Here is a 24885-nt window from a genome sequence, read left to right on the forward strand (position 1 = left end):
GGCCGATGAGGTCGATGCAGGTGGTGGGTCATCGACGGTGACGGTGGTGGCGGACCACATCGTCTCAGAGGTACACGAATTGCATGCATTCGATCACCAAGGAGCGGTATGCGGGTATTCGTCAGAGGGTTCGGCGTGGTGATGACCCTGGCCGGACTGGCCGCATGTGCGGGTGCGCCCACGGCGGCCGAGGCACCCGCCGATGGGCGGGAGGCGCCGCGGTCCGCTGCGGCAACCGGCAAGCCAACGATCCGATCCGCGTGGACCTCCTGCGCGGTCGACGCTCCGGTAGCGGTCGACGCTCCGGTAGCAGACGACGGACGCCCGCCCGACGCCCTCGCCCTGCCCCGCCTGGGCACCGACTTCACGGTGGCGGCTGCGATTCACTGCCAGCTCGAGCCGAAGCGACGCGCCGACCTCGGTGAGGACCTGGTCCTCACCGAGGGCCGGGCCACCGACGTAACGGCGCTTCTTGCCGCACTGCGCCTACCCGATGACACAACCACCGTCGAAGCCTGCACCCTGGAGATGCCCTGGGTGCCGAACCTGCTGCTACTCGACGCGCAAGGGCAGTGGATCCGCCCGGGACTACCGACGGACAGCTGCCGCAGGCCGCGCCCCGAGGTATCAGAGGCGGTGCGAGCCCTGCGCCTGACCTCCGTCTCGGAGAAGGTCGTACGGGAGGTCGTGTCAGCCGGAGCGGCCGCCTCCGGATGCAACCAGGATTGGTCAGACGTGGTGGCCACCGAGACCAGGGACCCGAGGCTCCTCCCACGGCCGGGCCGGGTGTCGCTCCCGTCCCAGGTACGTCTGTGCGTGTACCGGGTGCCAGCGCAGCAGCAGGGAACGCCCCGGCCAACCGGGACCTTCACGTACGGACTGCTCCTACCACAGCAGCGGCGGGCGGCCATCGAGCGGAAGCTGGCAGCGCTACACCCCGCTGAGCAGTGCTCAGTCGCCGCAGACCGCTTCGCTGCCCTAAAGGACGCCACGATCACCAGCGACGTGGTCTACATCGAACTCGACCATTGCCGACGGATCCTGGCCACACCACTGCATGGCCCGCCGAGCCTGGCCCAAGCCGACACCACGCTCATCGAACTGCTCAGGAGGTAGTCGCCCGAGCCAGGCCGACGTCGACCTCTCCGCCGACGCGAAGACAAGTTGCTCCACTGTCCACCGGTCAACTCGTGACGACCAGGACCAGGGAGCGCCGACGACCCGGCCGCATTCAGGCTCGTCGAAACACCCGACGTAGTGACAGCTGGCAACATCTGGAGCGCTTGACGCGAAATCAAGAGACCAAGGTGCCGCTTCATCCAGGACGCAGATGAAGCGGCAGGTCAGAGCGATCAGCGGCGATCACGGTGTACACGAACACGTCCCGGCTTTCGGTGCCCAGTTCCTGCCGCGGTTTCCCGCGCGCACGGCGGTGGCGTCTCGACCGCGAACTGCTACGCCGCCCCGGCGGAGACCGACGGCGTACGACAGATGAGCTCGCTGGGATCGTCTGGGACAGACCTTCGTGCGGATGTTTGGGCCGTGAACCTGGCCCCTTGGGTGCTTCAGCAGTGCTGGCGGGGCAGCGGGCCCTACGGGCGACACAGGAAGTCGGCGGCCATCCGGTCGACCGCGGCCCGGTCCAGCTTGCCGTTCGGCAGTCTCGGCAGTTCCTTGACCGCCTCCCAGCGGCTCGGCAGGGCGCCGCGAGGCAGGTCGTCGCGGAGCAGCCGGCGCAGGTCGGGCAGGCTCTCGCGGGCGTCGGCACAGGCCACGAAGGCGACAAGACTGGGAACCGTCGAGCCTCGGCGGGCGATGCCGACGGCGGCGGGTCGCCCGCCGACGCGCCGTACGATCGCCTGCTCGATCTCCGCCAGCTCGATCCGCATACCGCCGATCTTGAGTTGGGTGTCGCGGCGGCCCACGAAGTGGACGAGATCCTCGGCATCCAGGCTGACGATGTCGCCGGTCCGATAGGTTCGCGCCCCCTCGACGTCCGGGAAGTGCGCGAGCCCACCGGCCGCGGTCGCGTATCCGGCTGCGACGCCCGGGCCCGAGATCCGCAGTGCACCGGTTCGGGAGCCGGTCCGCTCGCCGTCGAGGTCGATGTACGCGGTCGTCCCGGGAATCGGCCGGCCGATCGGCACGTCGGACGAGCCCGCGTCCGCCGGACGGCACCGGTGGACCATCGTCCACACGGTGCCCTCGGTCGGTCCGTACTCGTTGTAGAGCGCCGCACCGGGGAGCCGCGCGAAGTGCCGGCCGACGAGGCGCGGCGGGCAGGGCTCCCCCGCGACGATGACCGTGCGGAGGCTGGCGAGCTGCTCCGGGCCGGCCGTGTCCAGCACCGCCTCGTAGAGGGTGGGCAGCAGCAGGAGGTGGGAGCCGCGGAAGCGGTCCGCCGCCGTCACGATGGCCTCGGCGTCGAGCGGGTTGGGGCCCGGGATGACGAGGTGCGCCCCGGTCGCCAGCGACCAGTAGATGCCGGCCACGGAGCTGTCGAAGGATATCGACGAGCAGAGCAGGTAGACCGACGGCGCCTCCGGGTAGTGGTGGATGCGGGCCCGGGTGGAGTAGCCGAGGCCGCCGTGGGTGACCACCACGCCCTTCGGCGTACCGGTCGAACCGCTCGTGAACAACGTGTAGGCCGGGGACTCCCCCGCCGGCCGGGCGTGCGGGGACGCCCCGGACCGCCCCGCGGCGGCGCCCGTGATCCGAAGTCCCGCGTCGGGGGGCCCGGACTCGGTGATGCGGCAGGTCGCCCCGCTCGCCGCGATCACGTCCTCCTGCCGCCGGCGGGGGAACAGCCGGTCGACCGGCACGTACTGCGCGCCGGCCCGCAGCACGGCGAGCATCGCGACGATCGCCCACCGGGACGTGGCGGTCTGGATGATCACCGGCTCCGCCGCGCCGACGCCGGCCGCCCGCAGCTCCGCCGCCAGTGAGCGGGTCTCGGCGTCCAGGTCGGCGAAGGTCAGGCAGCCGCCGGGATCGGACACGGCGGGCCGCTCCCCGAAACGGCCGAGGGAGGCGTCCAGCAACGGAAGAATCGGCTCACCGACGGCGAGGTCCGCACCCACGAGCCGGATCGATTCCACGTCGCCCCCCGAGCCTCCGCAGACAAGTCAGGGTAGCCGCCCCCAACGCTCGCGTCCAGCCGATGCCGACCCCGCCAATGGTCGATTAGCGCCAATGCCTGATGGCGGCTTTCAGATCTTGGCAAGGGTGCCGTGGCAGGCGCTTGACGAAACTCGGCGGGCCTTGTTGTACTGGGTCGGTCTTCACGATCGTGCACCGCGATTTCGGCGGCGGCACGACCGATAGCGGCGTCCGAGTGGCCGCAGCCAATTAACGTCCACCTCATGAATTGTTGGCGATCAGGACTCGCGAGGCCGATTGATGCAGCGTTCGGACGAAGGAACGGAGGTGCCGTCGCGGCCGGAGGTGGTCTCCGCCAGCCAGCGGCGCTTCTGGTTCCTGGACCAGATCACGCCCGGCGTCCCCGTCTACAACAGCTATTCGGCGATTGACCTGTCGGGCCCGCTCGACCCCGCGCTAGCGGTCCGGGCGCTGCAGGGGGTCGTCCGCCGGCACCGCATCCTGCGTTCCCGATTCCGGGACGAGGACGGCCAGCCGGCCATCGACACGTCGACGGGTGACCAACCGGCGGCGATACCGTTCATCGACCTTTCCGCGCTTCCGGACCCGGCACGCGGTACGACCGCCGGCGGCCTGGTCGACCGACTCGCGCATCGCAGATTCGACATTCAGCGTGGCCCGCTGTTCCGGGCGGCGGTCATCCGCACGGAAACCGACCGGCACATCGTGCTGTTCGGCGTGCACCACATCGTCTCCGACGGCTGGTCGGCGCAGGTGGTGTTCCGCGATTTCCGCGATCTGTACGCCACCCTCGCGGAGAATGGCGAATTCCGTCCGACACATTCTCGGCCGCAGTTCTCGGACGTCGTGGCGAGACAGGAGAAATGGCGGGACAGCGCCGGACATGACCGTCAGCTAGATTACTGGCGCGGTCGACTGGACGGCATCCCCGGCGATTCCCGCGTGCCACCGGACCGCGGGGCGAGGACCGATGCCGGGCACGCCGCCGGACACGCCCGGTACGCCATCGCCGACGACCTCGCCGGGCGGCTGCGGGCCCTCGCCCGCGCCGAGCGGGTCACGCTGTTCATGGTGCTGCTGACCGGCTTGAAGATCACCGTGTCGCGTTACCTGCAACGCGGCGACATCACGGTGGGCACGCCGATCGCGATGCGCGACGATCCGGACGTCCAGGACATGGTCGGGCCGCTGCTGAACACCCTGGCGCTGCGCACCGATCTGTCCGGCGCGCCGACCGTACGACAGGCCCTGCTCCGGGTACGCGGCACCTGCCTCGCCGCGTACGACAACCAGGACGTCCCCTTCGACTCCGTGGTCGCCGCGCTGGGCGGCGGGCGGGATCTGGAGAACAGCCCGTTCTTCCAGATCCTGTTCCAGTACGTCGCCGGCGCCGGCGAGCGGCACTCCTTCGCCGGACTGCGGGCCTCACTGAGGGAGGTCGAGCTCGGTCTGGCCAAGCTCGACCTGACCCTCGACGTGGTGGAGGACGACGGCGCCCTGGAGCTCGTCGCCCGGTACCGGGCCAGCAGCTACGACCGGGCCACGATCGACCGTCTGGCAGGGCACTGGCAGAGCGTGCTCGTCGGCATGTGCGAGCGGCCGGACGCGGACATCGAGGACCTCGACGTGCTCACCCCGGCGGAACGGTCCGTGGTCGCCGCCGCGTCGACCGGGGCGCCCGTCGTCGCGCCGGCGGCGACGTCGGTGCTGGATCTCTTCGAGCGGATCGCCGACGCCGACACGTACGCCGAGGCGGTCGTCTGCGGAAGCGTACGGCTCGGCTACGAGCAACTGGACCGGCGGGCGAACCAACTCGCGCACCGCCTGCGCGAGCTCGGGGTGGCACCCGAGACGCGGGTGGGCATCCTGATGGAGCGTTCGGTCGAGACGATCGTCGCCGTGCTGGCGGTCTGGAAGGCCGGCGGAGCGTACGTGCCGGTCGACACCGACATGCCGGCCGCCCGGCGGGAGGCGATCCTGGCCGACGCGGGCGTGACCGTCCTGCTCACCCAGGAGCAGCTCGCCGGCGACCTCGCCGACGACCGGCGGCACGTGCTGACCGTCGACCCGGACCACACGGCGTTCGGCCACCTGCCGACCGATCGGCCGCCGCGCACCACGGCCGCCGGGCAGCTGAGCTACGTCATCTACACCTCGGGGTCGACCGGACAGCCGAAGGGTGTCATGGCGACCCACGGTGGCCTGCTGGGCACCTGCCTGGCGTGGGAACACGCGTTCGGGCTCCGGGGGCGGATCCGGTCGCACCTGCAGATGGCGAACTTCTGCTTCGACGGCTTCCTCGGGGAACTCGTCCGGTCCCTCACGTCCGGGGCGAAGCTGGTGGTCTGCCCCCGCGAGTTCCTGCTCTCGCCCGACCGGCTGCTCGCCCTGATCCGGGACGAACGGGTGGATGTCGCGGACTTCGTACCGACCGTCCTGCGGGCGTTGTCCGGGCACCTTGAGCGCAGCGGCCAGGGCCTCGGCGGGCTCCGGCTCGTCATCGTGGGGTCCGACACCGTACCCGCGGACGAGCTGGCCCGCCTCCGGCGGCTCGGCGGGCCGGACACTGAGGTGGTCAACTGCTACGGGCTCACCGAGGCAACCGTGGACAGCACCTACTTCGTCTGCCCGCCCGACTGGCCGGAAGACACGTCCGTGCTCATCGGCGAACCGCTGCCCGGAATGACGGTCCATCTCCTGGACCCGGCGCTGCGGCCGGTGCCGCCGGGAATGCCCGGCACGATCTTCGTCGGCGGCCCCACGGTGGCTCGCGGATACCTGGGCGATCCCGGCCGGACGGCGTCGGTCTTCCTGCCCGACCCGTTCAGTCCGCTGCCCGGCGCCCGGATGTACCGGACCGGCGACCGGGCGCGTTTCCGCCGGACGCCGCAGGGGTTGCGGATCGAGTATCTCGGCCGGGCCGACCAGCAGGTCAAGATCCGCGCGTACCGGGTCGAGCTGGGCGAGATCGAGGCGGCCCTGCGGCGCCTGCCGGGCGTCCGGGACGCGGTGGCGGTCGTAAACGACAGCGATCCCACCGACCGGCGGGTGCATGCCTTCGTCGCCGCCGCCGAGACCGCCGAGACGCGGGACTGGCATGCCGCGCTGCGCGCGACACTTCCCCACTACATGCTTCCCGATCGTCTGGTGCTGCTGCCCGCGCTACCGACCACGGCGACCGGTAAGACGGACCGCCGCGCCCTGGCGGGTCGCCCCGGCCGGGAGATCCCCCTGCCGGGCACCGGGACGCCGCCGCGTACCGAGACCGAGCGGCGGCTGGCTCGGCTGTGGACGCGGGTGCTCCGCGGGCGGCGGACCGGTGTGCACGACGACTTCTTCGTCGCCGGCGGCGACTCCCTGCTGGCCATGCAGCTCGTGGCGCGCGTGCGGGCCGAGTGGGGCATCGAGTACGGCCTCCGGCAGTTCTTCCGCCAACCGACGATCGCGCAGGTCGCCGCGAGGATCGACGCCGAGGACGAGCGCCCCGACCGGGACCTCGCCCGGCTGGACGAGATCGTTCCGGTGGCCCGTGAAGTCGTCCGTCACCCCGCTGACGGAACGCCGTGATCCCGCTCGCCGACCGGCGCTGAAGGAGAGGCCGTGGACCTTCCGTACGTCATCCGCAGTGACCGCCCCGCGGAGAGGCTCACCGACCGGATCGCGGCCGACCGCCCCGAGATCCGGCACAGGTTACGCACCAACGGCGCGGTCCTGCTCCGCGCCTTCGACGTCGGCGGAGTCGACGGTCTCGAGGCGGCGGTGCGGGCGCTGTCCGGTGATCCGCTGCCCTACACGGAGCGTTCCTCACCCCGGTCGACGATCAAGGGGAGGATCTACACCTCCACCGACTACCCACCCACCGAGGAGATCTTCTTCCACAACGAGAACTCCTACCAGAGTTCCTGGCCGATGACGCTGTACTTCCACTGCGTACAGCCGCCCCTGGAGCGGGGCGCCACCCCGCTGGCCGACACCCGCGGCGTGCTGCGGGAGCTCGACCCGACGGTGCTGGAGGAGTTCGCCAGGCGCCGGTGGATGGTCCGGCGCAATTTCACTCCCGACGTGGGCCTCCCCTGGCAGGAGGTGTTCAACACCACCGACCGTGACCAGGTCGACCGCTACTGCGCCGAGCACGGCATCGAGGCGCAGTGGCGCGGCCCACAATGGCTGCGCACGACCTCGGTCCGCGATGCCGTGCACCGGCACCCGCAGACCGGGGAGCGGGTGTGGTTCAACCACGCCGCCATCTTCCACGTCACCACCCTCGGGCCCGACGTCCGCTCCGGGCTGCTGGAGATGTTCGGGGAGGACGGACTGCCCAGCAACAGCTACTTCGGCGACGGAGGCGCGATCCCCGACGACGTCATCGGCCACGTCCGCGACTGCTACCGCGCGGCCGGCACCCGATTCGACTACGAGCGCGACGACGTGCTCGTGATCGACAACATGCTGACCTCCCACGCGCGTGAGCCGTTCCGGGGCCCGCGCCGGATCGCCGTCGCCATGGCCGAACCGGTGCCGACGGTCGGAGCGGCGTCATGAGCGGGGCCGGTCCGGTCGTCTCGAGCGAGGCCTCCTCGGCGCAGCGTCGCATCCACTTCCTCGACCAACTGGTGCCGGACGGCGCGGTGCAGAACATCACCCGGGCCCTCGATCTGCACGGTGAGCTGGACGTCGCGGCACTCGATCGGGCACTGCGGCGGACCGTGCGCCGGCACGAGAGCCTGCGGACCTGTTTCGCCGTCGTCGACGGCAGCCTGCGTCAGCTGATCACCGAGCGGGAGCCGCGGCTGCGCGTCGTCGACGTCCGTGACGTCCTGTCGGGGGACGCCGCGCCGTCGCCGGCGGGACTGGTGCAGGCGCTGACCGACCAGGAGGCGGTACGCGTGTTCGACCTCGCGCGCGCCCCGCTGCTGCGCCTCACCCTGCTGCACACCGGTCCGCGCCGGTACGTACTGCTGACGTCGTTCCACCACATCATCGCCGACGCCTGGTCGGTCGACATCTTCTTCACCGAGCTGGCGGCGCTCTACCGTGCCGATCGGACCGGAGAGCCGGCGCTCCTGCCCGAACCACGGCTGCAGTACGCCGACTACGCCACCTGGCAGAACCGGCTGATGCGGGCCGGCCGTTGGGAACGCGGCAGCGCCTACTGGCGGGAGCAGTTGCGGGACGCGACGGAGCTGGCCCTGCCCACGGATCGTCCCCGACCGGCCCGGCCCGCTTACCGCGGTGACAGCTACCGCTTCTCCCTCGACACCGCCGTCACCGCGCGTCTGGGGGAACTCGCCCGCGCGGAGGGTGCCACCGTCTTCATGGCGCTGCTCGCCGGATTCGCGATCCTCCTGCACCGCTGCACGGGCCAGCAGGACATCGTCGTGGGCGGAACGGCCTCGGGACGCGACCGGCCGGAGATCGAGTCGCTGATCGGCGCCTTCGTCAACATGCTCGCCCTCCGGATCCGGGTGGACGGCGAGCGGAGCGCCCGCGAGGTGCTCCGGCTCACCTCGGAGACCTGCCAGGACGCGTACGAGCACCAGGACGTCCCGTTCGAGCAGGTGGTGGCGGCGCGGGGCGAGGCACGCCGGTCGGACCGCCACCCGATCTTCCAGGTCGTGTTCCAGATGATCACAGAGGCGGACCCTGAGTTGGCCCTGCCGGGTGCCACCGGCACGTTGCGCGAGGTCGACCGGGAGAACTCCACCTACGACCTGGTCTGCACGGTCACCCGGACGCGGGAGCGGCTCGCCGGGCGGATCGACTACGACACCGATCTCTTCGCGCGCTCGTCCGTCGTGGCGCTCGCCGACTGCTGGCTGGCCGTCCTCGCCGACCTCGGCCGGGACCCGGACCGGAAGGTCCGCGAGCTGGCGCCCGGCGGTGACCGTACGGCCGGCGCACCACCGGCTCCGGTGACCCGGGCCGCGCTGGACCAGGTGCTCGACGTCGCCGCGCTTGCCGGACCCGACGCGGGTGACGACCTGCACGGCGAGGTCGTCGACGTGCACGGGCTGCCGACGCCGGTGGGTATGCCCGGCGAGTTGTGGGTCGTCGGCGGAGGCTGGCGGACCCGCACCGGGCGGCTGGTCCGGCGGCGCCCGGACGGGACCCTGGTGCCCGCGTACCTGCCCGACCACCCCGCCGAGGGGGTCGAGACGCGGGTCGCGGGCACCGGCCCCACGGACGCGACCGAGGTCGCGATCGCCGCGATCTGGAGCGAGGTACTCGCCCGCCCCGACATCGGCCGGCACGACAACTTCTTCGTGCTGGGCGGGCACTCCCTGCTGGCGACCGTCGTCGTGACCCTCATCCAGGAGCGTCTCGGGGCACCGCTCAGCCTGGCCGACTTCTTCCTGTACCCGACGGTCGCCGGGCTCGCGGCCGAACTGACCGCGCGGCCTGCCGTCGCGGGGACCGACGGCGAGCTGGCCGACATGTTGGCCGACCTGGAGCGCGAGTCGAGATGACCGAGGCGACCGAGGCGCCGATGTCCCGCACCGGGTCCGCGCCGACCAGCGCGACGACGGCAGGTGCCGCCGCCATCCCGGACGTGGTCGGGCTGATCGAGCGGTGTGCCGCGGGTACGCCGGACGCCGCCGCGGTGACCATGGGCGACACCCACCTGACGTACCGGCAGCTCGACCGGCGCGCCGACGGGCTCGCCCGGCGGCTTCGGGACCTCGGCGTCGGCCCGGGACGGATCGTCGGCCTGCACGCCGATCGGTCCCCCGAGCTGATCGTCGGCCTGCTGGCCGTGTTGAAGTCCGGCGGCGCCTACCTGCCCCTCGACCCGGCGCTGCCCGACGACCGCCTGCGCTTCATGGTCGACGACGCCGCCGCGTCGATCGTGCTGACCCGACCTGGGCGGCACGGCCCGATGGCCGGCGGCTCGTACGACCTGGTCTCCCTGGACGGGGACGAGGACGGGGACGGGGACGGGGACGAGGACGGGGACGGGGACGGGGCGAGGCTCGGGGCCGGAGCCGGCCCACGGGACCTGGCGTACGTGATGTACACCTCGGGCTCCACCGGGCGACCGAAGGGCGTCATGGTGGAGCGCCAAGGGCTGGCGAACTACGTGCGGTGGCTGATGGCCGAGTTCTCGCCGGGCAACCCGGTGCACAGTCTGCTGCACAGCTCGATCGCGTTCGACTTCTCCGCCACCAACATCTACCTGCCGTTGGTGACCGGCGGGAGCCTCGCGCTGGCGCCGCCGGACGCCGACCACGAGGCCCTCGCCCGACTGCTCCAGGACTCGCGGCTGGACCTCGTCCGGGTGACCCCGTCGCACGCCGAGCTGCTGGACGCCGCCACGGGCGGGCGGACGCCACCACCCGGGCCGCGGTACGTCGTCGTGGGCGGCGAGATCCTCCGGGCGCACCAGGTGTCGACCCTGCGCCGCCTCTTTCCCGGATCAGTCGTCTACAACCACTACGGACCGACCGAGACGGTGATCGGGCGCTGCTTCCTGCGCCTCGACGAATCCGCCGGGTTCCACCTGGACGACTACGCCGCCCATGATCCCGTGCCGGTCGGCGGCCCGATCCCCAACACCCTGCTCACGGTGCGTCCCCGAGAGCCGGAGGCGACCGCGGACGACACCGGCGAGCTGCTGATCGGCGGGCTCGGCCTGGCCCGCGGATATCTGAACCTTCCCACGCTCACCGAACGGAACTTCGTCACGCTGCCGGACGGTACCCGGGCGTACCGGACCGGCGACCTGGTGCGCCTGGACGGCCGGCGGCGGCTCGTGGTGGTGGGACGGACCGACGACCAGGTCAAGATCCGCGGGCACCGCGTGGAGTTGGGCGAGGTCGAGGCCTGCCTGCGGGCGTCCGACGAGGTACGCGCCGCCGCCGTCGTGAAGGTGGCCTCCCCCGGCGACGCCCTGGTCGCCTTCGTCGTACCCGCGCGGGACGGGCATCTTGATCCGGCCGCCCTGCGCGCCGGCCTGGCCCGGAGGCTGCCGAACTACATGCTGCCGCACCGGTTCGTCGTACTGGACGCGCTGCCGCTCTCCGCCAACCGCAAGCTCGACCGGGCCGCCCTCGCCGCGCTGGCGGTCGCCCCCGCGCCCCGACCGGTGGCCGAGCCGTCCGACCCGCACGCGGAGAGCCGGGAGGAGCGGTTCCTGCGGTGCGTACGGGACGTGCTGGGGCTGAGCGAGGTGTCGGCGGACGACGACTTCCTCGCCCTGGGCGGCGACTCGATCGCCGCGATGAAGCTGGCCGCCCGGTGCCGGGCGATGGGCATCGAGCTGCGCTACACCCGCATCCTCGTCGCTCGGAGCCTGGGCGAGACGCTGGACACCGCCTAGCGGAGCGTCGGCGACACGGTGGCGGAGCCGAACCGGGAGGGCCGCGCGTCCACGCCCGCGTACCAGTCGGTCAGGGCCCGCTCCGCGACCCGGCGGCGCGCCTGGGTCCCGGCGTCCTCGCCGTCGTTGAGGACCATGAGGTCACGGCCCAGCCGGTGCAGCTGAACGACCTGCTCCGGGCTGAACCCTCGGCCGAGCAGGTAGGGCAACGCCCAGAAGTCGAAGTTCCACATCGGCATCCACAACGACTCCGTCACCTCGGCGAAGACGCGATCCACGGCGTCGCACGCGCCCGCCGAGTCCATCGTCGCGTGCCGCCAGCGGAAGTCCCTGCCGGTCAGCGCGTACTTCGCCGCCTGCTGGTGGATCGGGGCCCGGTGGTTGTACCACCACGGCTCGATCCGGAAGAACGTCGGTGCCACGTCGTTGAGGAAGTCGATCGTGTTCCGCACCGTCTGCTCCGTCTCGCCGGGAAAACCGGCGATGAACGAGGCGAACGACATGATGCCGCGCTCGTTGAGCCGCTCGATGCCGTTGCGGTACCGGTCGACGCTGGCCGACTTGCTCATCGCCTTCAGGACCGTGTCGTCGCCCGACTCGATCCCGAGGAAGACGCCGGCGCACCCGCTGCGCGCCATCAGGTCGAACATGTCGCTGCCCCGTACGTTGCCGCACCGGAAGTACGAGTACCAGCGGAACCCGTACCCTTTGCGGATCATGAGCTGGCAGATGTCGACGAAGCGCGGAAGCGGCACGTTGAAGGTGTCGTCGACGAAGACGACGTCCGTCGCGCCCAGTTCGGCCATGGCGTCGAGTTCCCGTTCGATCGTCCGCAGCGAGGCCAGCGACAGCGCGCCCGCCCGGATCGGGTAGTCGCAGAATCCGCACTTGAACGCGCAGCTGCGCGCCGTCCGGGTCTGTAGCACGGGTCCCAGGTCGCCACCGTCGAACTGACCCCACTCGATGGCGCACTCGTCGAGCGAGTTGTTCTCCGGCACCCGGCGGGTGCTCACCACCGTCTCCCCGTCACGCACCCACAGCAGGTTCGGCACGTCCTCTAGCGACCGTCCACCACGGACGGCAGCGGCCAGTCGACGCAGCGTGTCCTCGCCCTGCCCGTCGTGCACGTACACGTCGGCGCCAATCTCGGCCAGCACCCAGGGCAGCGTGGCCGCATCGGCATCGACGATCAGGTTGGCGACCAGCGGCCCGCCGACCACCACCATCGTCTCCGGGTTGCGCTCCCGGACGAACTCGACCAGCTCGATCACCGGTCCCGGCGAGACGTAGAACGTGGTGGTGATGACGGTGAGCACGGGGTCTCGCTCGGTCAGCAGGGCCGCCAGCCGGTCCTGCTCCGGGCGGAACGCCGAGACGAAGTCCGCCTCGTACCCGTGCCGGCGCAGGTGGCTGGTCAGGTACACGGCGGCGAGGTTCGGGACCTCGCCGATGTGGTACCCGACGTGGCCGGCGCCCGCGCCGGAGCGGCGACGGTCCAGTTCCGACAGCAGGTCCATGTACGGCAGCCGCTGGCCGTCGAAGCGCACGTGGTCGTGGCGGGCGGTCCGATACTCGATGGCCTGGCCGCCCTTGCGGCCCACCAGGTCCAGGTGACGCGAGAAGGGCGTGTCGTTGTAGCCGATGATCAGACAGTCGAGCCGCATCGTGTGTCCCTTCGTGGGTCCTCCGACGCGACGCCGCGCTACCGGCGCGCGCAGAGCATGAACATCTGACTCGGTGCCGCGGGGTCCCTGCCGGTGCGCTCCGCGTCCAGGTCGACCAGCCGGGAGAGGTGCACCGCGCCCGTGCCGGAGACACTGGAGCCGGCGATCAGCCAGTCCGGAAACGTGCAGAAGCTCTTGGTCGTGACGTCGCGGAACCCCGACCGGGCGCACTCCCCCACCAGGGTCCCCGGCGGCGTGAGCCGCCCGCGCAGTTCGGCCACCTCCCGGGGCGAGTAGAAGGACAGGAACGTCTGGAACCGGCAGTCGGGGTTCCACGCGCTCACCACCAGCCGGCCCCCGGGGCGCAGGGTCCGCCGGGCCTCGGCGAAGAACCGCCCGCGCTGCGCGGCCGAGAGGTGATTGATGGTGCCCATCATGCAGCTGACCAGGTCGAAGGACCCGGTCCGGAACGGCAGGAAGGTCCCGTCGGCGACCGCGAACCGCCGCTGCCACCGCCCGTCGACACAGGTCCGTACGCCGGCGTCGCTCAGGTCGACGCCGAACGACCGGACGCCGTACCGGCTCAGCACCTGGGGGTAGCGCATGGTGCCGCTGCCCACGTCGAGCGACGTGCGGTAACGGTCGACGGGACCGAGGGCGTGCAGCAGCTCGACCGACTCGAGCTGCTTCTTCGCGGTGTCCGTCACCCCGGTGTTCTCGAACTGGAGGTAGAACGTGGCGTCGTAGGCGTCCAGCCGGGTCGCGTCGGCGTCGAGCAACCCACGGTCGGCGAGTTCCCCGACCAGCGCCGCCGGTCTCGGCGTGCGCCGAGCCGACCCGGGTGCCTCGGCCGGGGCGGGCACCGCACGGCAGGCGGCGTGCCGCGCCTGGGCGTCGAGGTAGCTGACGTCCCAGGCCAGCAGGGCCTCGAAGCAGTCGGCGGCCTCGCCGGGGCGGCCCTGCTCCTGCAGGCGCCGGGCCTGGTGGTAGAGCTGTCGGAGCTCCTCCTCGCCGGGACCGCCGAGCGACGCCTGCTGGAACGCGATCGCCGCCGCGGCCGGGGCGCCGACCTGCTGGAAGCACTCCGCGGCGGCGTACCAGGCGGAGGCCCTGAGCCGCGCGGACGCGGTGGCCGCCTGGAAGTAGGCGACCGCCTCGCCCGGCTCGCCCCGGTCGCGCAGTGCGCGGCCCACCTCGTACGCGGCGGACGAGTGGCCGTGCAGGGCCGCCCCGGCCGCCCGGGCCACCGCCACGACCGCCGCGTCGCCCTCCCCGGCGCCGGCCGCGCCGACGCGTTGCAGATGGCGTATCCGGTGCACGGCGAAGGACGGGCCGGCGGTGGCGGCGTAGAGCCGGGCGGCGCGGTCGAGGGTGCCCGCGTCGACCGTGCCGAGCAGCCGACGCTCCGCGTCCAGGAGAGTCGCGGCCTGGGCGGCCGTCAGCGACGGCCGCAGCGCGTGCACGGTACCGGCCGTGGTGCCGGCGAAGACCTTCGTGCCGTCGGCGCCCGCGGTGACGGCGGTGATCGGGCCGTCGAGGGTGGCGGCACAGAGCGGCGTGCCGTCCAGCAGCAGGGTGAGCCGCGCGCCGTCGGCGACCAGCTCGCACCACGCCGGATCCCCGGCGGGCGGGGCACCGGACGACCCGGCGGCGGCCGGCGAGCCGTCGGTGCCGAGGAGGGCGCGTCCGCCGTGGTAGGACACCTCCAGCACGTCGTCGCGCCGCCACGCGAGCGTGCGCACCGGCATGGCCATCGGGGCCGTCCAGAGCGGCTTCACCGGTCACTCCCGCCGGCCGCGGGCGCCGTCGGCTGCGCCCCGATCCAGGCGCTCAGCTTCGCCACGGTCGGGTGCCGCAGGAAGGTCTCCAACTCCGCCTGGATGCCGAACTCCTCGTTGAGCCGGTTGGTGAGCACCGCCGCGAGCAGGGACGTACCACCCAGCTGGAAGAAGTTGTCGTCCGGGCCCACGTTGACGGCGTCGAGGACGTCCTCCCACAGGCGGCGGACCGCGTCCTCGACCGACCCGTCGGCAGTCGCCGCACCGGTGCCGCTGAGCACCAACTCCCGGGCGGCCAGCGCGGCCCGGTCGACCTTGCCGCTCGGCGTCGTCGGAAACCCGTCGACCGGCACGACCGCCACCGGCACCATGTGCGCCGGCAAGGCCGACGTCAGCTGCCCGCGAACGTCGGCGGGCCACCCGCCCGGACCGGCGACGGCGTAGGCCACCAGCCTGCGCTCGGCGCCCGGGCGGCCGTGCGCGACCACCACGGCGTCGGCGAGGCCGGGCACGGCCTTCACCGCGACCTCCACCTCACCCAGCTCGACCCGATGGCCACGGATCTTCACCTGGCCGTCGTCGCGGCCGAGGAACGTGACGGCGCCGTCCACGTCGAGGCGCCCGCGGTCCCCGGTCAGGTACAGCCGCCCGCCGGCGGCACCGTGCGGATCGGGCACGAAGCGTTCCGCCGTCAACGCCGGGCGGTGCAGATAGCCACGGGCCAGCACCCGCCCGCCGATGGCGATCTCCCCGGTCGCGCCGACCGGCAGGGGCAGCCCGCGGTCGTCGAGCACCACGATGCCGGCGCCGTCGATCGCGGCGCCGATCGACGGCAGCTCGGGCCACTCGCCCGGGTCGCGCCCGAGCTGGATCGACGTCACGATGTGCGTTTCCGAGGGACCGTACTGGTTCACCAGCGTGGCCGCCGGCAGCGCCGCGAAGAAGCGCCGCAGCGCCGGCGTGACATACAGCTGTTCCCCGGCGGTGATGACCTCCCGGACCGCCTGGGGGAATCGTTGCTGCCCGGTGGCCGCGCCCGCCAGCGCCTGGAGCGCGACGAACGGCATGAAGATCCGGTTGATCCGGTACTCGTCGACGAAACGCAGCAGGCGGTGCGGGTCACGCCGCACGTCCTCGTCCAACAGCACCAGGCAGCCACCGGCGGCCCAGGTGCTGAACATCTCCTGGAAGGACGCGTCGAAGCTGAACGCGGAGAACTGCAACGTGCGGGAGCCCTCCGCACAGCCCGACGCCCCGCGCTGCCACTCGATGAGGTTGGTCAGCGGGCCGTGCGGCATCGCCACGCCCTTGGGGACACCGGTGGAGCCGGAGGTGTACATGACGTACGCCAGCTCTTCGTCGGTGACCACGGGCCACGGCTGCCCGGGCCGCGCACCGCCCGGCGGCTCCTCGTCCAACCACACCGTACGGACGCCGACCCGCGCCGGCAGACGCTCGGCGATGTCGGGCTGGGTCAGCAGCACCCGTACGTCACTGTCGCGCAGCATGAACGCGAGGCGTGCCGGCGGGTAGGCCGGGTCCAGCGGCAGATACGCCGCGCCGGCCCGCAGAACGGCCAGCACGGCGACGGGCAGATTGACGGAACGGTCGACGGAGACGCCGACGATGCGGCCGGTCACGCCGAGGCGCAGCAGCCGCTGCGCGAGCCGGGACGCCGCCGCGTCCAGCGCCGCGTAGGTGAGGGCCTGGCCGTGGTACTCCACGGCGGGGGCGTCCGGCACGGCCCGGCAGCGGTCGTCGAACAGGCGCAGGACGGTCATGACCGCCCCGCCGGTGCTCGCAGGGCGTCGGTGAGGATCGTGGCCAACTCCCTGACGTGCGGTTCGGTCAGCATCGAGTAGTGGTTGCCCGGGACGAGGTGCCGCCGCACCGGACGCTCGGTGATCCGCTGCCAGCTGTCGGCGGCCCGGTCCCGTCTCAGCGGGTCGGCGTCCGACGCGAAGACCAACAGGAGTTCCTCCACCGGCCGGACGGCGCGGTGGCGGCGCCGGGCCCGGTCGTGCGCGCGGAAGAGCGTCAGCCAGGTCAGCAGTTCGGTGATGTCGGTGCCGGGCGGCAGGGCACCCGCGGCGCGGGCCGCGGCGAGGACCCGGGCGAGGCCGTCGCCGAAGGAGAGCGCTCGCAGGTCGTCGGCCGGCACGGCGAAGGGCCGGCCCAGGATGCCGCCCAGGTGGGTGGCGAAGGCCGACAGGATCTCGGTCTCGCCCGGCGCGTCGGTCTCCGCGGCCGGGTAGCTGTCCACCAGCGCCAACAGGTCGAGGCGCGCGCCGGCCGCGCGCAGCCGTCCGGCCATCTCGGCCGCGAGCACCCCGCCCATGGACCAGCCGATCAGCGAGTACGGCCCGGACGGCTGCGCCTCGGTGAGCCGGGCGAGATGGTGTTCGGCGATGTCGGACAGCTCCGGCTCGTACGGATCGGTGTCCGCTGGCGGCGCCGGCAGCCCGTAGACGGGCCGCTCGGGCGGCAGCAGCCGCACCAACTCGCGGAAGGCGATGAGGTCGCCTCCGGCCGGATGCACGCAGAACACCGGGTCGCCGCCGCCGCGCCGCAGCGTCACCGGGCCCGCCGGGGAGTCCGGCTGCCGGCCGCCGAGGCCGCGCCGGACCAGACCGCTGAGCACCGAGACGCTGGCGGCCTCCTCGTCGGCGTGCTCGAACAGCACGGAGACCGGCACCACCGTCCCGAACGTCTTCTTGATCCGGGCGAGCAGCTGGACGGCCAGCAGCGAGTGCCCGCCGAGCGTGAAGAAGTCGGCGTGGACGTCGACCCCGTCCACGCCGAGCAGGTCCTCGTAGATCCGCGTCACCTCCAGTTCCACGCTGTCGCGCGGGACACTCCTCGCGGCGGTCACACCGTCACCTCCCTGTCAGCACGATGGATGGGCAGGAGAACGACCTCGAGCCGGTCGAGGCCGTGCAGGAACGTCGAGGCGCTGCGTACCGGCTCCGCGCGCAGCTCGATCCGGTCCACCTTGGCGAGCAGCACCTGCAACAGCACGCGCACCTCCATTCGGCCGACCGACGCCCCGACGCAGTAGTGCGGTCCCGCGCCGAGGCTGAGGTGCCGGTTCGGCCGCCGGTCGATCCGGAAGGCGTCCGGTGCGGCGAAGACCGACTCGTCGCGGTTGCAGGACGGGATCCACAGCACGACGCGGTCGCCGGCGCCGATGCGGGCACCACCCAGTTCCACCTCGCGCGTCGCCGTGCGCATGAGGTGCATCGGTGGTGACGCCCAGCGGAGCACCTCCTCGACGGCCGACGGGAGGAGCGAGGCGTCCCGCCGCAGCCGCAGCCACTGGTCGGGATGCCGGGCGAAGGCCAGCAGGGTGCCGGAGACGGCGTGTCGGGACGTGCCCAGCCCGCCGTTGACCAGACCGTCGCAGCTGAGCAGGATCTCTTCGTCGGTGAGCCGCCGCTCCGGGTCCGGTTCGTGCGCCAGCGCGCTGACCACGTCCGCGCGCGGATCCGCCCGCCGGCTCTCCAGCAGGTCGGCGAAGTAGCCGAAGACGTGTGCGCTGGCGGCGCGGCGCGAGGTGCGCTCCGCCGGGTCGGTCTCCTCGGCGAAGGCCGTGCGGACGAGGGCGGCGAGCCGGGCGGTGTCCGCGTCGTCGGTGCCGAGCATCCGCCCCACCACCCAGGTGGGCACCGCGCTGGCGAGGCGCTGCACGATTTCCACCGGTTCGCCCGTCACCATCGGTTCCAGCTCGGTCTCGAGCCGCCGGCGCAGCGCGTCCCGCATCGCCGCCACCTCGTTCGACCGGAACCAGGGCGCGTGCGCCGCGCGCAGCCGGGCGTGCTCCGCGCCGTCGGCGACGACGAGCATCCGGCCGGCCGCGGCCCCCACCGCGGCCTCGTCCGCGCCCAGTCGCATCCCGCGCGTCGAGGTGAACCGGACGGGATCCTCCAGCACCTGACAGGCCAGGTCGTGGGTGGTCACCGACCAGAACGGGCCGTACCGGGGCGAGGCGAGTCTGGCGATCGGACGGTGGCGGCGGACCGCCCGCCAAAGCGCCAGGTAGTCGGTCCGGCGGTAGGTCGCCGGGTCGGTGAGATCGGGCTCCGCGAGCTCCCGGTCAGTGGGTTCGGGCGTCACGGCCGCTCAGCCCGCTGCCGTTTGGTCCCGGCCGGTCCGCCGAGGTCGAGGATCATCGCGTCCAGCGCCGCGGTGAAGTCAGCGATCACCCGGTCGACGGTCGTCTCGTCGAAGAGCGTCGTGTCGTACTCCAGGAATCCCGTCATCGCACCGGGCTCGTCCTGCAGGACGAGCGCGAGGTCGAAACGCACGGCGTCGGAGGCGACCGGCACCTCGGTGACGTCGAGGCCGGGCAGCGTCGCCGGCCGGCGCGGCGTGTTGTTCAACACCAGCTTCACCTGGAAGAGGGGGGTGCGCCGGCCGGACCGGCGCGGCCTCAGCGCCTGCACGACCCGTTCGAACGGCACCTGGTGGTGACGCAGTCCGTCCAGCACGGTGGTGCGGGCCCGGTCGAGCAGCTGCCGCCAGGTGGGGTCGCCCCCGGTGTCCATCCGCAGCACGATCTGGTTGACGAAGAAGCCGAGCATGGTCTCGGTCTCCGGCATCGACCGGTTGGCCACGTCCGTGCCGACGGCGACGTCGTCCTGACCGGTGAGGTCGTGCAGGGTCGCCGCCAGCGCGGCCAGCAGCACCATGAAGGGCGTGGCACCGGTCGCCTGACCGAGGCTCCGCACGCCGCGGCTGACCGACGGCGACAGCCGAACCGGCACGCTGCGCCCGGCGGGCCGCGCGTCGGGCGGATCCGGTCGCTCCGCCGGGCGCGGGAACAGCTCGCGGACGCCGGTGAGTCGTCGGGTCCAGAAGTCCAGCTGGGCGGCGAGGTGCCCGTCGCCATACGACCGCCGCTGCCAGACGGCGTAGTCGGCGTACTGCGGGGTCGGCGGCGTCGGATCGGGTGGGCGCCCCGCCACCAGGCCGGCGTAGGTCTCCGCCAGCTCGGCCGTGAGCAGCCCGAAGGACCAGCCGTCGTGGACGATGTGGTGCATCGACAACAGCCACGCGTGGTCCTCGTCGCCAAGCCGGACCACCTGTGCCCGCAGCACCGGGCCGGTCTCGAGGTCGAACGGACGGTGGTACTCCCGGTCGACCAGCCGCCGCAGTTCGGCCTCGCGGTGCCCGGCCGGCAGCGCGGTCAGGTCGACCAGTGGCATCGGCACCGGCGCGGCGGGCAGGATCCGCTGCCGAGGCACGCCGTCGTCGTCGGCCACGATGACGGTACGGAGCACCTCGTGCCGGGCGACCACCGCGTCCACGGTCCCGGCGAGGGCCCGAACGTCCAGCGGGCCCGCGATCCGGTCGAACACCGGGACGTTGTACTGGTGGTCGCCGGGACGCAGCTGCGCCATGAACCACAGGCGCTCCTGGGCGAAGGACGCGGGCAGCGGGTCGCGCCGATCGACCGCGACCAACGCCGGGAGGTCGTCTCCGGCGGCGGACAGGCCATCGAGGTAGCTCGCCAGGTCGGCCAGGGTCCGGTGGTCGAACGGCGCCCGTACCGGCACGTCCACGCCGAGCAGCCCGCGCAGCTTGAACACCACCTGCAGGGTGAGCAGGGAGTGGCCGCCGAGCCCGAAGAAGTCGTCCTCCGGCCCGACGTCGTCGCAGCCCAGCAGCGCGCGCCAGATGTCGGCGACGACCCGCTCGGTTTCGGTCAGCGGTCGTGCGGGGGCCGCCCAGACGTTCTCCAGCACCGCCGGGTTCGCCGCCATCCGGCGCAGCTGGGCGCGGTCGACCTTCCCGTTCGAGTTCAGCGGCAGCTCGGTGACGGGCAGGTAGCGCGCCGGCAGCGCGGGTTCGGGCAGCCGCTCGCGCGCGTACCCGGCGAGTTCCGGTATCGCCGCCGCGCAGGCCCGGCTCCAGAGCGGATCGTTGGCGTACGGCCGGGCATCCCAGGACTCCTCCGGCGGGCGGTGGACGGGCCGGCCGGGCGCCCCGATCGGCCCGCGACGGCGCAGGACGACGTCGTACGCGCCCTCGGCGTGTCCGGCCGCCCAGCTCAACTCGACGTCGACGGATCCGTCGCCGGCCAGCTCCCACCAGTCCTCCGGGGCGGTCCCCTCCGCCGGCAGACCGGTGGCGCAGGCCACGAGTTCACCGGCGGAGGAGGCGGGATCCCGCTGGTCCATTGACCGCTTGAGGCGGCGGGCCCAGGACAGGCGCGCGTTCGGGACGGCGGCCAGGCGCACGGCGTCGAGCCGCTCGGCGTCGAGCAGCCGGAGCAGGTCGGCGGGGGTACGGCGGTCGGGTCCCCAGTCGTGGGTCGGGGGGTCCTCCGCGGCGACGGGCGTACCGACGGTGAGAATGACGTCGTACCGGAAGGTGACCAGTTCGTTGTCCTGACGGCCGCGCTTGGGCAGCACCCGGACCCGCGCGATCCTCGGCCACCGCGCGCCGATCTCCCGGAACAGTGCGGGATCCAGGCACAGCTCCGGCTCGTGGGCGACGGCGCGCCGGACCCGCTGGCGCAGCTCGCCCAGGCGCAGCCCGACCGGGGCCTTGTGCACCTCCACCGACGTGTGGAACAGCTCCGACAACGGCAGGCTGCGCAGGTCACCGAGGAAGACGTGGCCGCCGTCGGGCAGCACGTCGACGGCCTGGCGCAGCACCCGCAGCAGGTACTCGACGGACGGAAAGTACTGCACCACCGAGTTCATGACGACGGTGTCCGGCGGTGCGCTCGCCGCGTCGGCCCGAAGACTCTCGTGGGCCGGCGCGGCCCGGGTCTCGACCCGGTCGGACCACGCGCCGCCCACGTCGCGCAGGGCACGCCGGACGTATTCCACGGCGGCGGGCGAGTTGTCCGTCGCCTGGTAGGACTCGCATGTCGGGGCCACCCGGCCGAGGATCATGCCGGTGCCACAGCCGATCTCGAGCACCCGACTCGGGCGCAGCCCCCGGATGCGCCCGGCGGCGTCGTCCAGCCAGGCCCGCATCTCGGCGGGGTCGAGGGGCCGCCCGGAGTAGCTGCTCAGCCAGCCGGCGAGGTTGAAGAAGGGGTCCTGGTCGCCGTCGAGGTCGCGGTAGGTGTCCTCGTAGAGCTCCCGCCACTCCCGGACGCGGTCACGGTCCCACCCGCCGTCCCGCGTCTGCTGGCCCTCCAGGCAGACGAAGGCCACGATCTGCTCGTCACCGGTGTCGCGGCGGACCAGTTCCGCGGCGCTGGAGCGCACCGCGGGGTGACTGTCCAGGACGGCCTCGATCTCCCCGCACTCGATCCGGTGGCCGCGCACCTTGACCTGCTCGTCGCGGCGGCCCAGATATTCGAGACAGCCGTCGGGCAGGTACCGCGCGACGTCGCCGGTGCGGTAGAGCCGGCCGCCCGGCTCGGGGCCGAACGGGTCCGGTACGAAGGCCGCCGCGGTGAGCGCGCCCCGGTGCCAGTAGCCCAGACCGACCCCGGCACCACCGACGTACAGCTCGCCGGGCACGCCGATCGGGGTAGGGCGCAGGGCGGCGTCCAGAACGTAGACGCGCGCGTTGCTGATCGGCGTGCCGATCGGCACCCGGCCGTACGGCGTGACCTGGTCACCGTCGTACGCGGTGCAGGCCACGGCCGTCTCGGTCGGGCCGTACTCATTGACCAGCCGGACCTCGGGCTGACCACGACGCAGCTCGGCCACCGCCTCCCCGCGCAGCCCCTCGCCGCCGAGGATGACCGTGCGGCACGGCAGGGCCGGTGCGTCGTCCGCCGCGGACTCGACCAGGAGACGTAGATGGGACGGGGTCAGTTTGACGAAGCTCAGATCGTCGGCCTCGTCGAGCAGGGCCCGCAGTTCCGCTCCGGGCACCTCGCGCTCGGCAGCGGCGAGGAGCAGTTGCTGGCCGGCGAGCAGCGGCGCGAACAGGCTGGTCACCGCCAGGTCGAAGGCCAGCGGCGAGTGCACCGCCACCCCGGTCCCCGCTGAGACGGTGTAGTACCGGGCGGCCCACCGCAGGTAGTTCACCACGTTGCGGTGGGTGAGCAGGGCGGCCTTGGGTCGGCCGGTCGAGCCGGAGGTGTACATCAGGTAGAGCAGGTGGTCGGCCGACACCGGTACCGGGAGGGGCTCCGCCGGCCGCGCCGCGATCGACGCGCGTTCGGCGTCCAGTCTCACCACCCGCAGGGCGGAACGGTCCACACCCTCCGGCACGCCGTCGGGCACGACGAGCAGGGCGCTGCCGCTGTCGGCGAGCATCGCGCCGGTCCGCAGTGGCGGCTGCCGCGGATCGAGCGGGAGGTATGCCGCGCCGGTCTTCATGATCGCCAGCAGCACGGCTACCGTGTCCGGCGCGTGCGACAACAGCACCGCCACCGTGCCGCCGGGCCGGGCGCCGGCGTCCCACAGGTGGTGGGCGAGCCGGTTCGCCCACCGCACCAGTTCGCGGTAGGTGAGCACGCTCCCGGCGCAGCACACCGCGGGCGCGTCCGGGCTCCGTTCGGCCTGCCGCTCCACCAGCTCGTGCAGTGGCGCGTCGACGCCCGGCGCGGCGGTGTCGTTCCACTCGGACAGGATCCGGTGCAGCTCCTCCCCCGACATGACCGGCAACCCGGCCAGGCGCCGACCCGGATCGGCGGTGGCCGCCGCCAACAGCTCGCGGAACGAGGTGGCCAGCCGGGCGACGGTGGCTTCGTCAAACAGGTCGGTGGAGTAGTCGATCAGGCATTCCAGCCCCTGGTCGGACTCCCAGACGTTGACGTCCAGGTCGAAGCGGGCCGACTCGGTGCCCGTCTCCAGCAGCGTCACCGTGAGGTCGGAGAGCGACGCGGCCAGCGGCGGCGTGTTGTGCAGCGTGAAGTTGACCTGGTAGAGCGGGTTACGGCCGAGGTCACGCTCGGGGAACAGCCGCTGGGCGATGAGGTCGACGGAGACGTCCTGGTGGGCGTACGCCGCCAGGCACGTGTCGCGTACGTGGCGCAGGAGTTCGTCGAAGGTCTGCCCGCCACGGGGGCGGATCCGGAACAGGACGGAGTTGGCGAAGAAGCCGATCAGGTCGTGCAGTTCCGGGTGCCGGCGGTTCGCCACCGCGCCACCGATGACGATGTCGTCCTGGCCGCTCCACCGGTGCAGGACGGCACCGAGGGCGGCCAGCAGGGTCATGTGGGCGGTGCCACCGCGGCGGCGGCTCAGCTCGGCCACCGCCCGCGTGAGGTCGGCGCCGAGCGCGAACCGGTGGGTCGCGCCGCGATGGCTCTGCACGGCCGGGCGTGGCCGGTCGGTGTACAGCGTCAGGGCCTCGGGCGCGCCGCTGAGCTGAGCCTGCCAGAAGGCGAGCTGTTCCCGCGCCTCCGCGCTGTTCTCCCAGTCCGCCTGCCACCGGCTGTACCCGGCGTACTGCACCGTGAGCGGGCTCAGCGGGCTGGGTCGCCCGGCGGCGAAGGCGCGGTAGAGCTGGTCCAGCTCACGCCCGAGCACGCTGAGCGACCAGCCGTCGACCGCGACGTGGTGGAACGTGACGAGCAGGACCGACTCGTGCTCCGCGAGGAGGACGAGGCTGGTCCGCATCGGGGGATCGACGCTCAGGTCGAACGGACGGCGCCGCTCGATCGACGCGAGCCGGTCGCTCTCCCGCTGCGCGACGTCCGGCTTCAGGCCCCGCAGGTCGATCACGGGCAGCGCCGGTTCGAGGGTCGGCCGGACCCGCTGGTAGGCCACCCCGTCCACGACGGGAAAGGTCGTCCGCAGGATCTCGTGCCGGGACACGATCTCGAGCAGGCAGCGCCGCAGCACACCGACCCGCAGCGGTCCGGCCAGGTGGAACGGGTTGACACTGGTGTAGAACGCGCTGTCCGGCCGCAGCCGGTGCAGGAAGAGGATGCGGCGCTGCGCCGACGACACCGGGGCGTCGCCCTCGGCGGCTCCGCCGTACAGGGCCAGCGGGCCGACCATTCCCCGGTCGCGCAGCCGCTTGGTCAACGCACCACGTTGCTCGGGCGTGAGGCTCTGGATCCGCTGGGTCAGCTCCCGCACGGTCG

Annotated in this window: 12 protein-coding genes; 5 read left to right on the forward strand and 7 right to left on the reverse strand. The window is 72.7% G+C overall.

The window, feature by feature from the left end; all coding sequences use genetic code 11:
• Nucleotides 1–108 precede the first annotated feature (108 nt).
• On the forward strand, nt 109–1116 hold the full coding sequence (locus tag EV374_RS11370; protein ID WP_132234362.1) for a hypothetical protein: 1008 nt from the start codon (nt 109–111) through the stop codon (nt 1114–1116).
• Nucleotides 1117–1592: 476 nt separating this feature from the next.
• Here the strand turns inward: EV374_RS11370 and EV374_RS11375 are convergent, their stop codons facing one another.
• Nucleotides 1593–3098 (reverse strand): AMP-binding protein, encoded by a 1506-nt coding sequence (locus EV374_RS11375; protein ID WP_132234364.1) that lies wholly within the window; start codon nt 3096–3098, stop codon nt 1593–1595.
• A gap of 328 nt (nt 3099–3426) precedes the next feature.
• On the opposite strand from EV374_RS11375, the gene EV374_RS11380 reads away from it, so the two are divergent.
• Genes EV374_RS11380 through EV374_RS11395 form a run of 4 tightly spaced genes read left to right on the forward strand, consistent with a single transcriptional unit; the run spans nt 3427 to nt 11437 of the window.
• A complete protein-coding gene (locus tag EV374_RS11380; RefSeq protein WP_165947759.1) occupies nt 3427–6687 on the forward strand; it encodes a non-ribosomal peptide synthetase in 3261 nt (1086 codons plus the stop codon).
• 33 nt (nt 6688–6720) lie between these two features.
• Nucleotides 6721–7662, forward strand: coding sequence for a TauD/TfdA family dioxygenase (locus EV374_RS11385; RefSeq protein WP_132234368.1), 942 nt, complete (start codon nt 6721–6723; stop codon nt 7660–7662).
• Complete coding sequence (locus EV374_RS11390) at nt 7659–9587, forward strand: condensation domain-containing protein (protein ID WP_132234370.1); 1929 nt, start codon at nt 7659–7661, stop codon at nt 9585–9587. The genes EV374_RS11385 and EV374_RS11390 overlap by 4 nt, the downstream gene beginning before the upstream one ends.
• Complete coding sequence (locus tag EV374_RS11395; RefSeq protein WP_132234372.1) at nt 9584–11437, forward strand: non-ribosomal peptide synthetase; 1854 nt, start codon at nt 9584–9586, stop codon at nt 11435–11437. The genes EV374_RS11390 and EV374_RS11395 overlap by 4 nt, the downstream gene beginning before the upstream one ends.
• Here EV374_RS11395 and EV374_RS11400 read toward each other — a convergent pair.
• Genes EV374_RS11400 through EV374_RS11425 form a run of 6 tightly spaced genes read right to left on the reverse strand, consistent with a single transcriptional unit; the run spans nt 11434 to nt 24880 of the window.
• Nucleotides 11434–13101 carry a PhpK family radical SAM P-methyltransferase gene (locus tag EV374_RS11400; RefSeq protein WP_132234374.1) on the reverse strand — a complete coding sequence of 556 codons (1668 nt, stop codon included), beginning with the start codon at nt 13099–13101 and terminating at the stop codon, nt 11434–11436. The two genes, EV374_RS11395 and EV374_RS11400, sit on opposite strands and share 4 nt — an antisense overlap.
• Before the next feature lie 38 nt (nt 13102–13139).
• A complete protein-coding gene (locus EV374_RS11405; protein ID WP_132234375.1) occupies nt 13140–14879 on the reverse strand; it encodes a class I SAM-dependent methyltransferase in 1740 nt (579 codons plus the stop codon).
• The gene (locus tag EV374_RS11410; RefSeq protein WP_132234377.1) at nt 14876–16660 is read right to left on the reverse strand and encodes a non-ribosomal peptide synthetase; all 1785 of its coding nucleotides are present in this window, start codon (nt 16658–16660) and stop codon (nt 14876–14878) included. The genes EV374_RS11405 and EV374_RS11410 overlap by 4 nt, the downstream gene beginning before the upstream one ends.
• Nucleotides 16657–17751 (reverse strand): non-ribosomal peptide synthetase, encoded by a 1095-nt coding sequence (locus EV374_RS11415; RefSeq protein ID WP_132234379.1) that lies wholly within the window; start codon nt 17749–17751, stop codon nt 16657–16659. The genes EV374_RS11410 and EV374_RS11415 overlap by 4 nt, the downstream gene beginning before the upstream one ends.
• Nucleotides 17748–18992 carry a cytochrome P450 gene (locus EV374_RS11420; protein WP_132234381.1) on the reverse strand — a complete coding sequence of 415 codons (1245 nt, stop codon included), beginning with the start codon at nt 18990–18992 and terminating at the stop codon, nt 17748–17750. Before EV374_RS11420 ends, EV374_RS11415 begins: the two co-directional genes overlap by 4 nt.
• On the reverse strand, nt 18989–24880 hold the full coding sequence (locus EV374_RS11425) for a non-ribosomal peptide synthetase (RefSeq protein ID WP_207914067.1): 5892 nt from the start codon (nt 24878–24880) through the stop codon (nt 18989–18991). Before EV374_RS11425 ends, EV374_RS11420 begins: the two co-directional genes overlap by 4 nt.
• Between the last annotated feature and the right edge of the window lie 5 nt (nt 24881–24885).

The sequence above is a fragment of the Micromonospora sp. CNZ303 genome (assembly GCF_004345505.1).

Excerpts from the sequence above, each read along its gene's own strand:
- EV374_RS11410 (WP_132234377.1), bottom strand. The coding sequence starts at position 16,660 with ATGACCGTCCTGCGCCTGTTCGACGACCGCTGCCGGGCCGTGCCGGAC.
- EV374_RS11390 (WP_132234370.1), top strand. The coding sequence starts at position 7,659 with ATGAGCGGGGCCGGTCCGGTCGTCTCGAGCGAGGCCTCCTCGGCGCAG.
- EV374_RS11395 (WP_132234372.1), top strand. The coding sequence starts at position 9,584 with ATGACCGAGGCGACCGAGGCGCCGATGTCCCGCACCGGGTCCGCGCCG.
- EV374_RS11370 (WP_132234362.1), top strand. The coding sequence starts at position 109 with ATGCGGGTATTCGTCAGAGGGTTCGGCGTGGTGATGACCCTGGCCGGA.
- EV374_RS11400 (WP_132234374.1), bottom strand. The coding sequence starts at position 13,101 with ATGCGGCTCGACTGTCTGATCATCGGCTACAACGACACGCCCTTCTCG.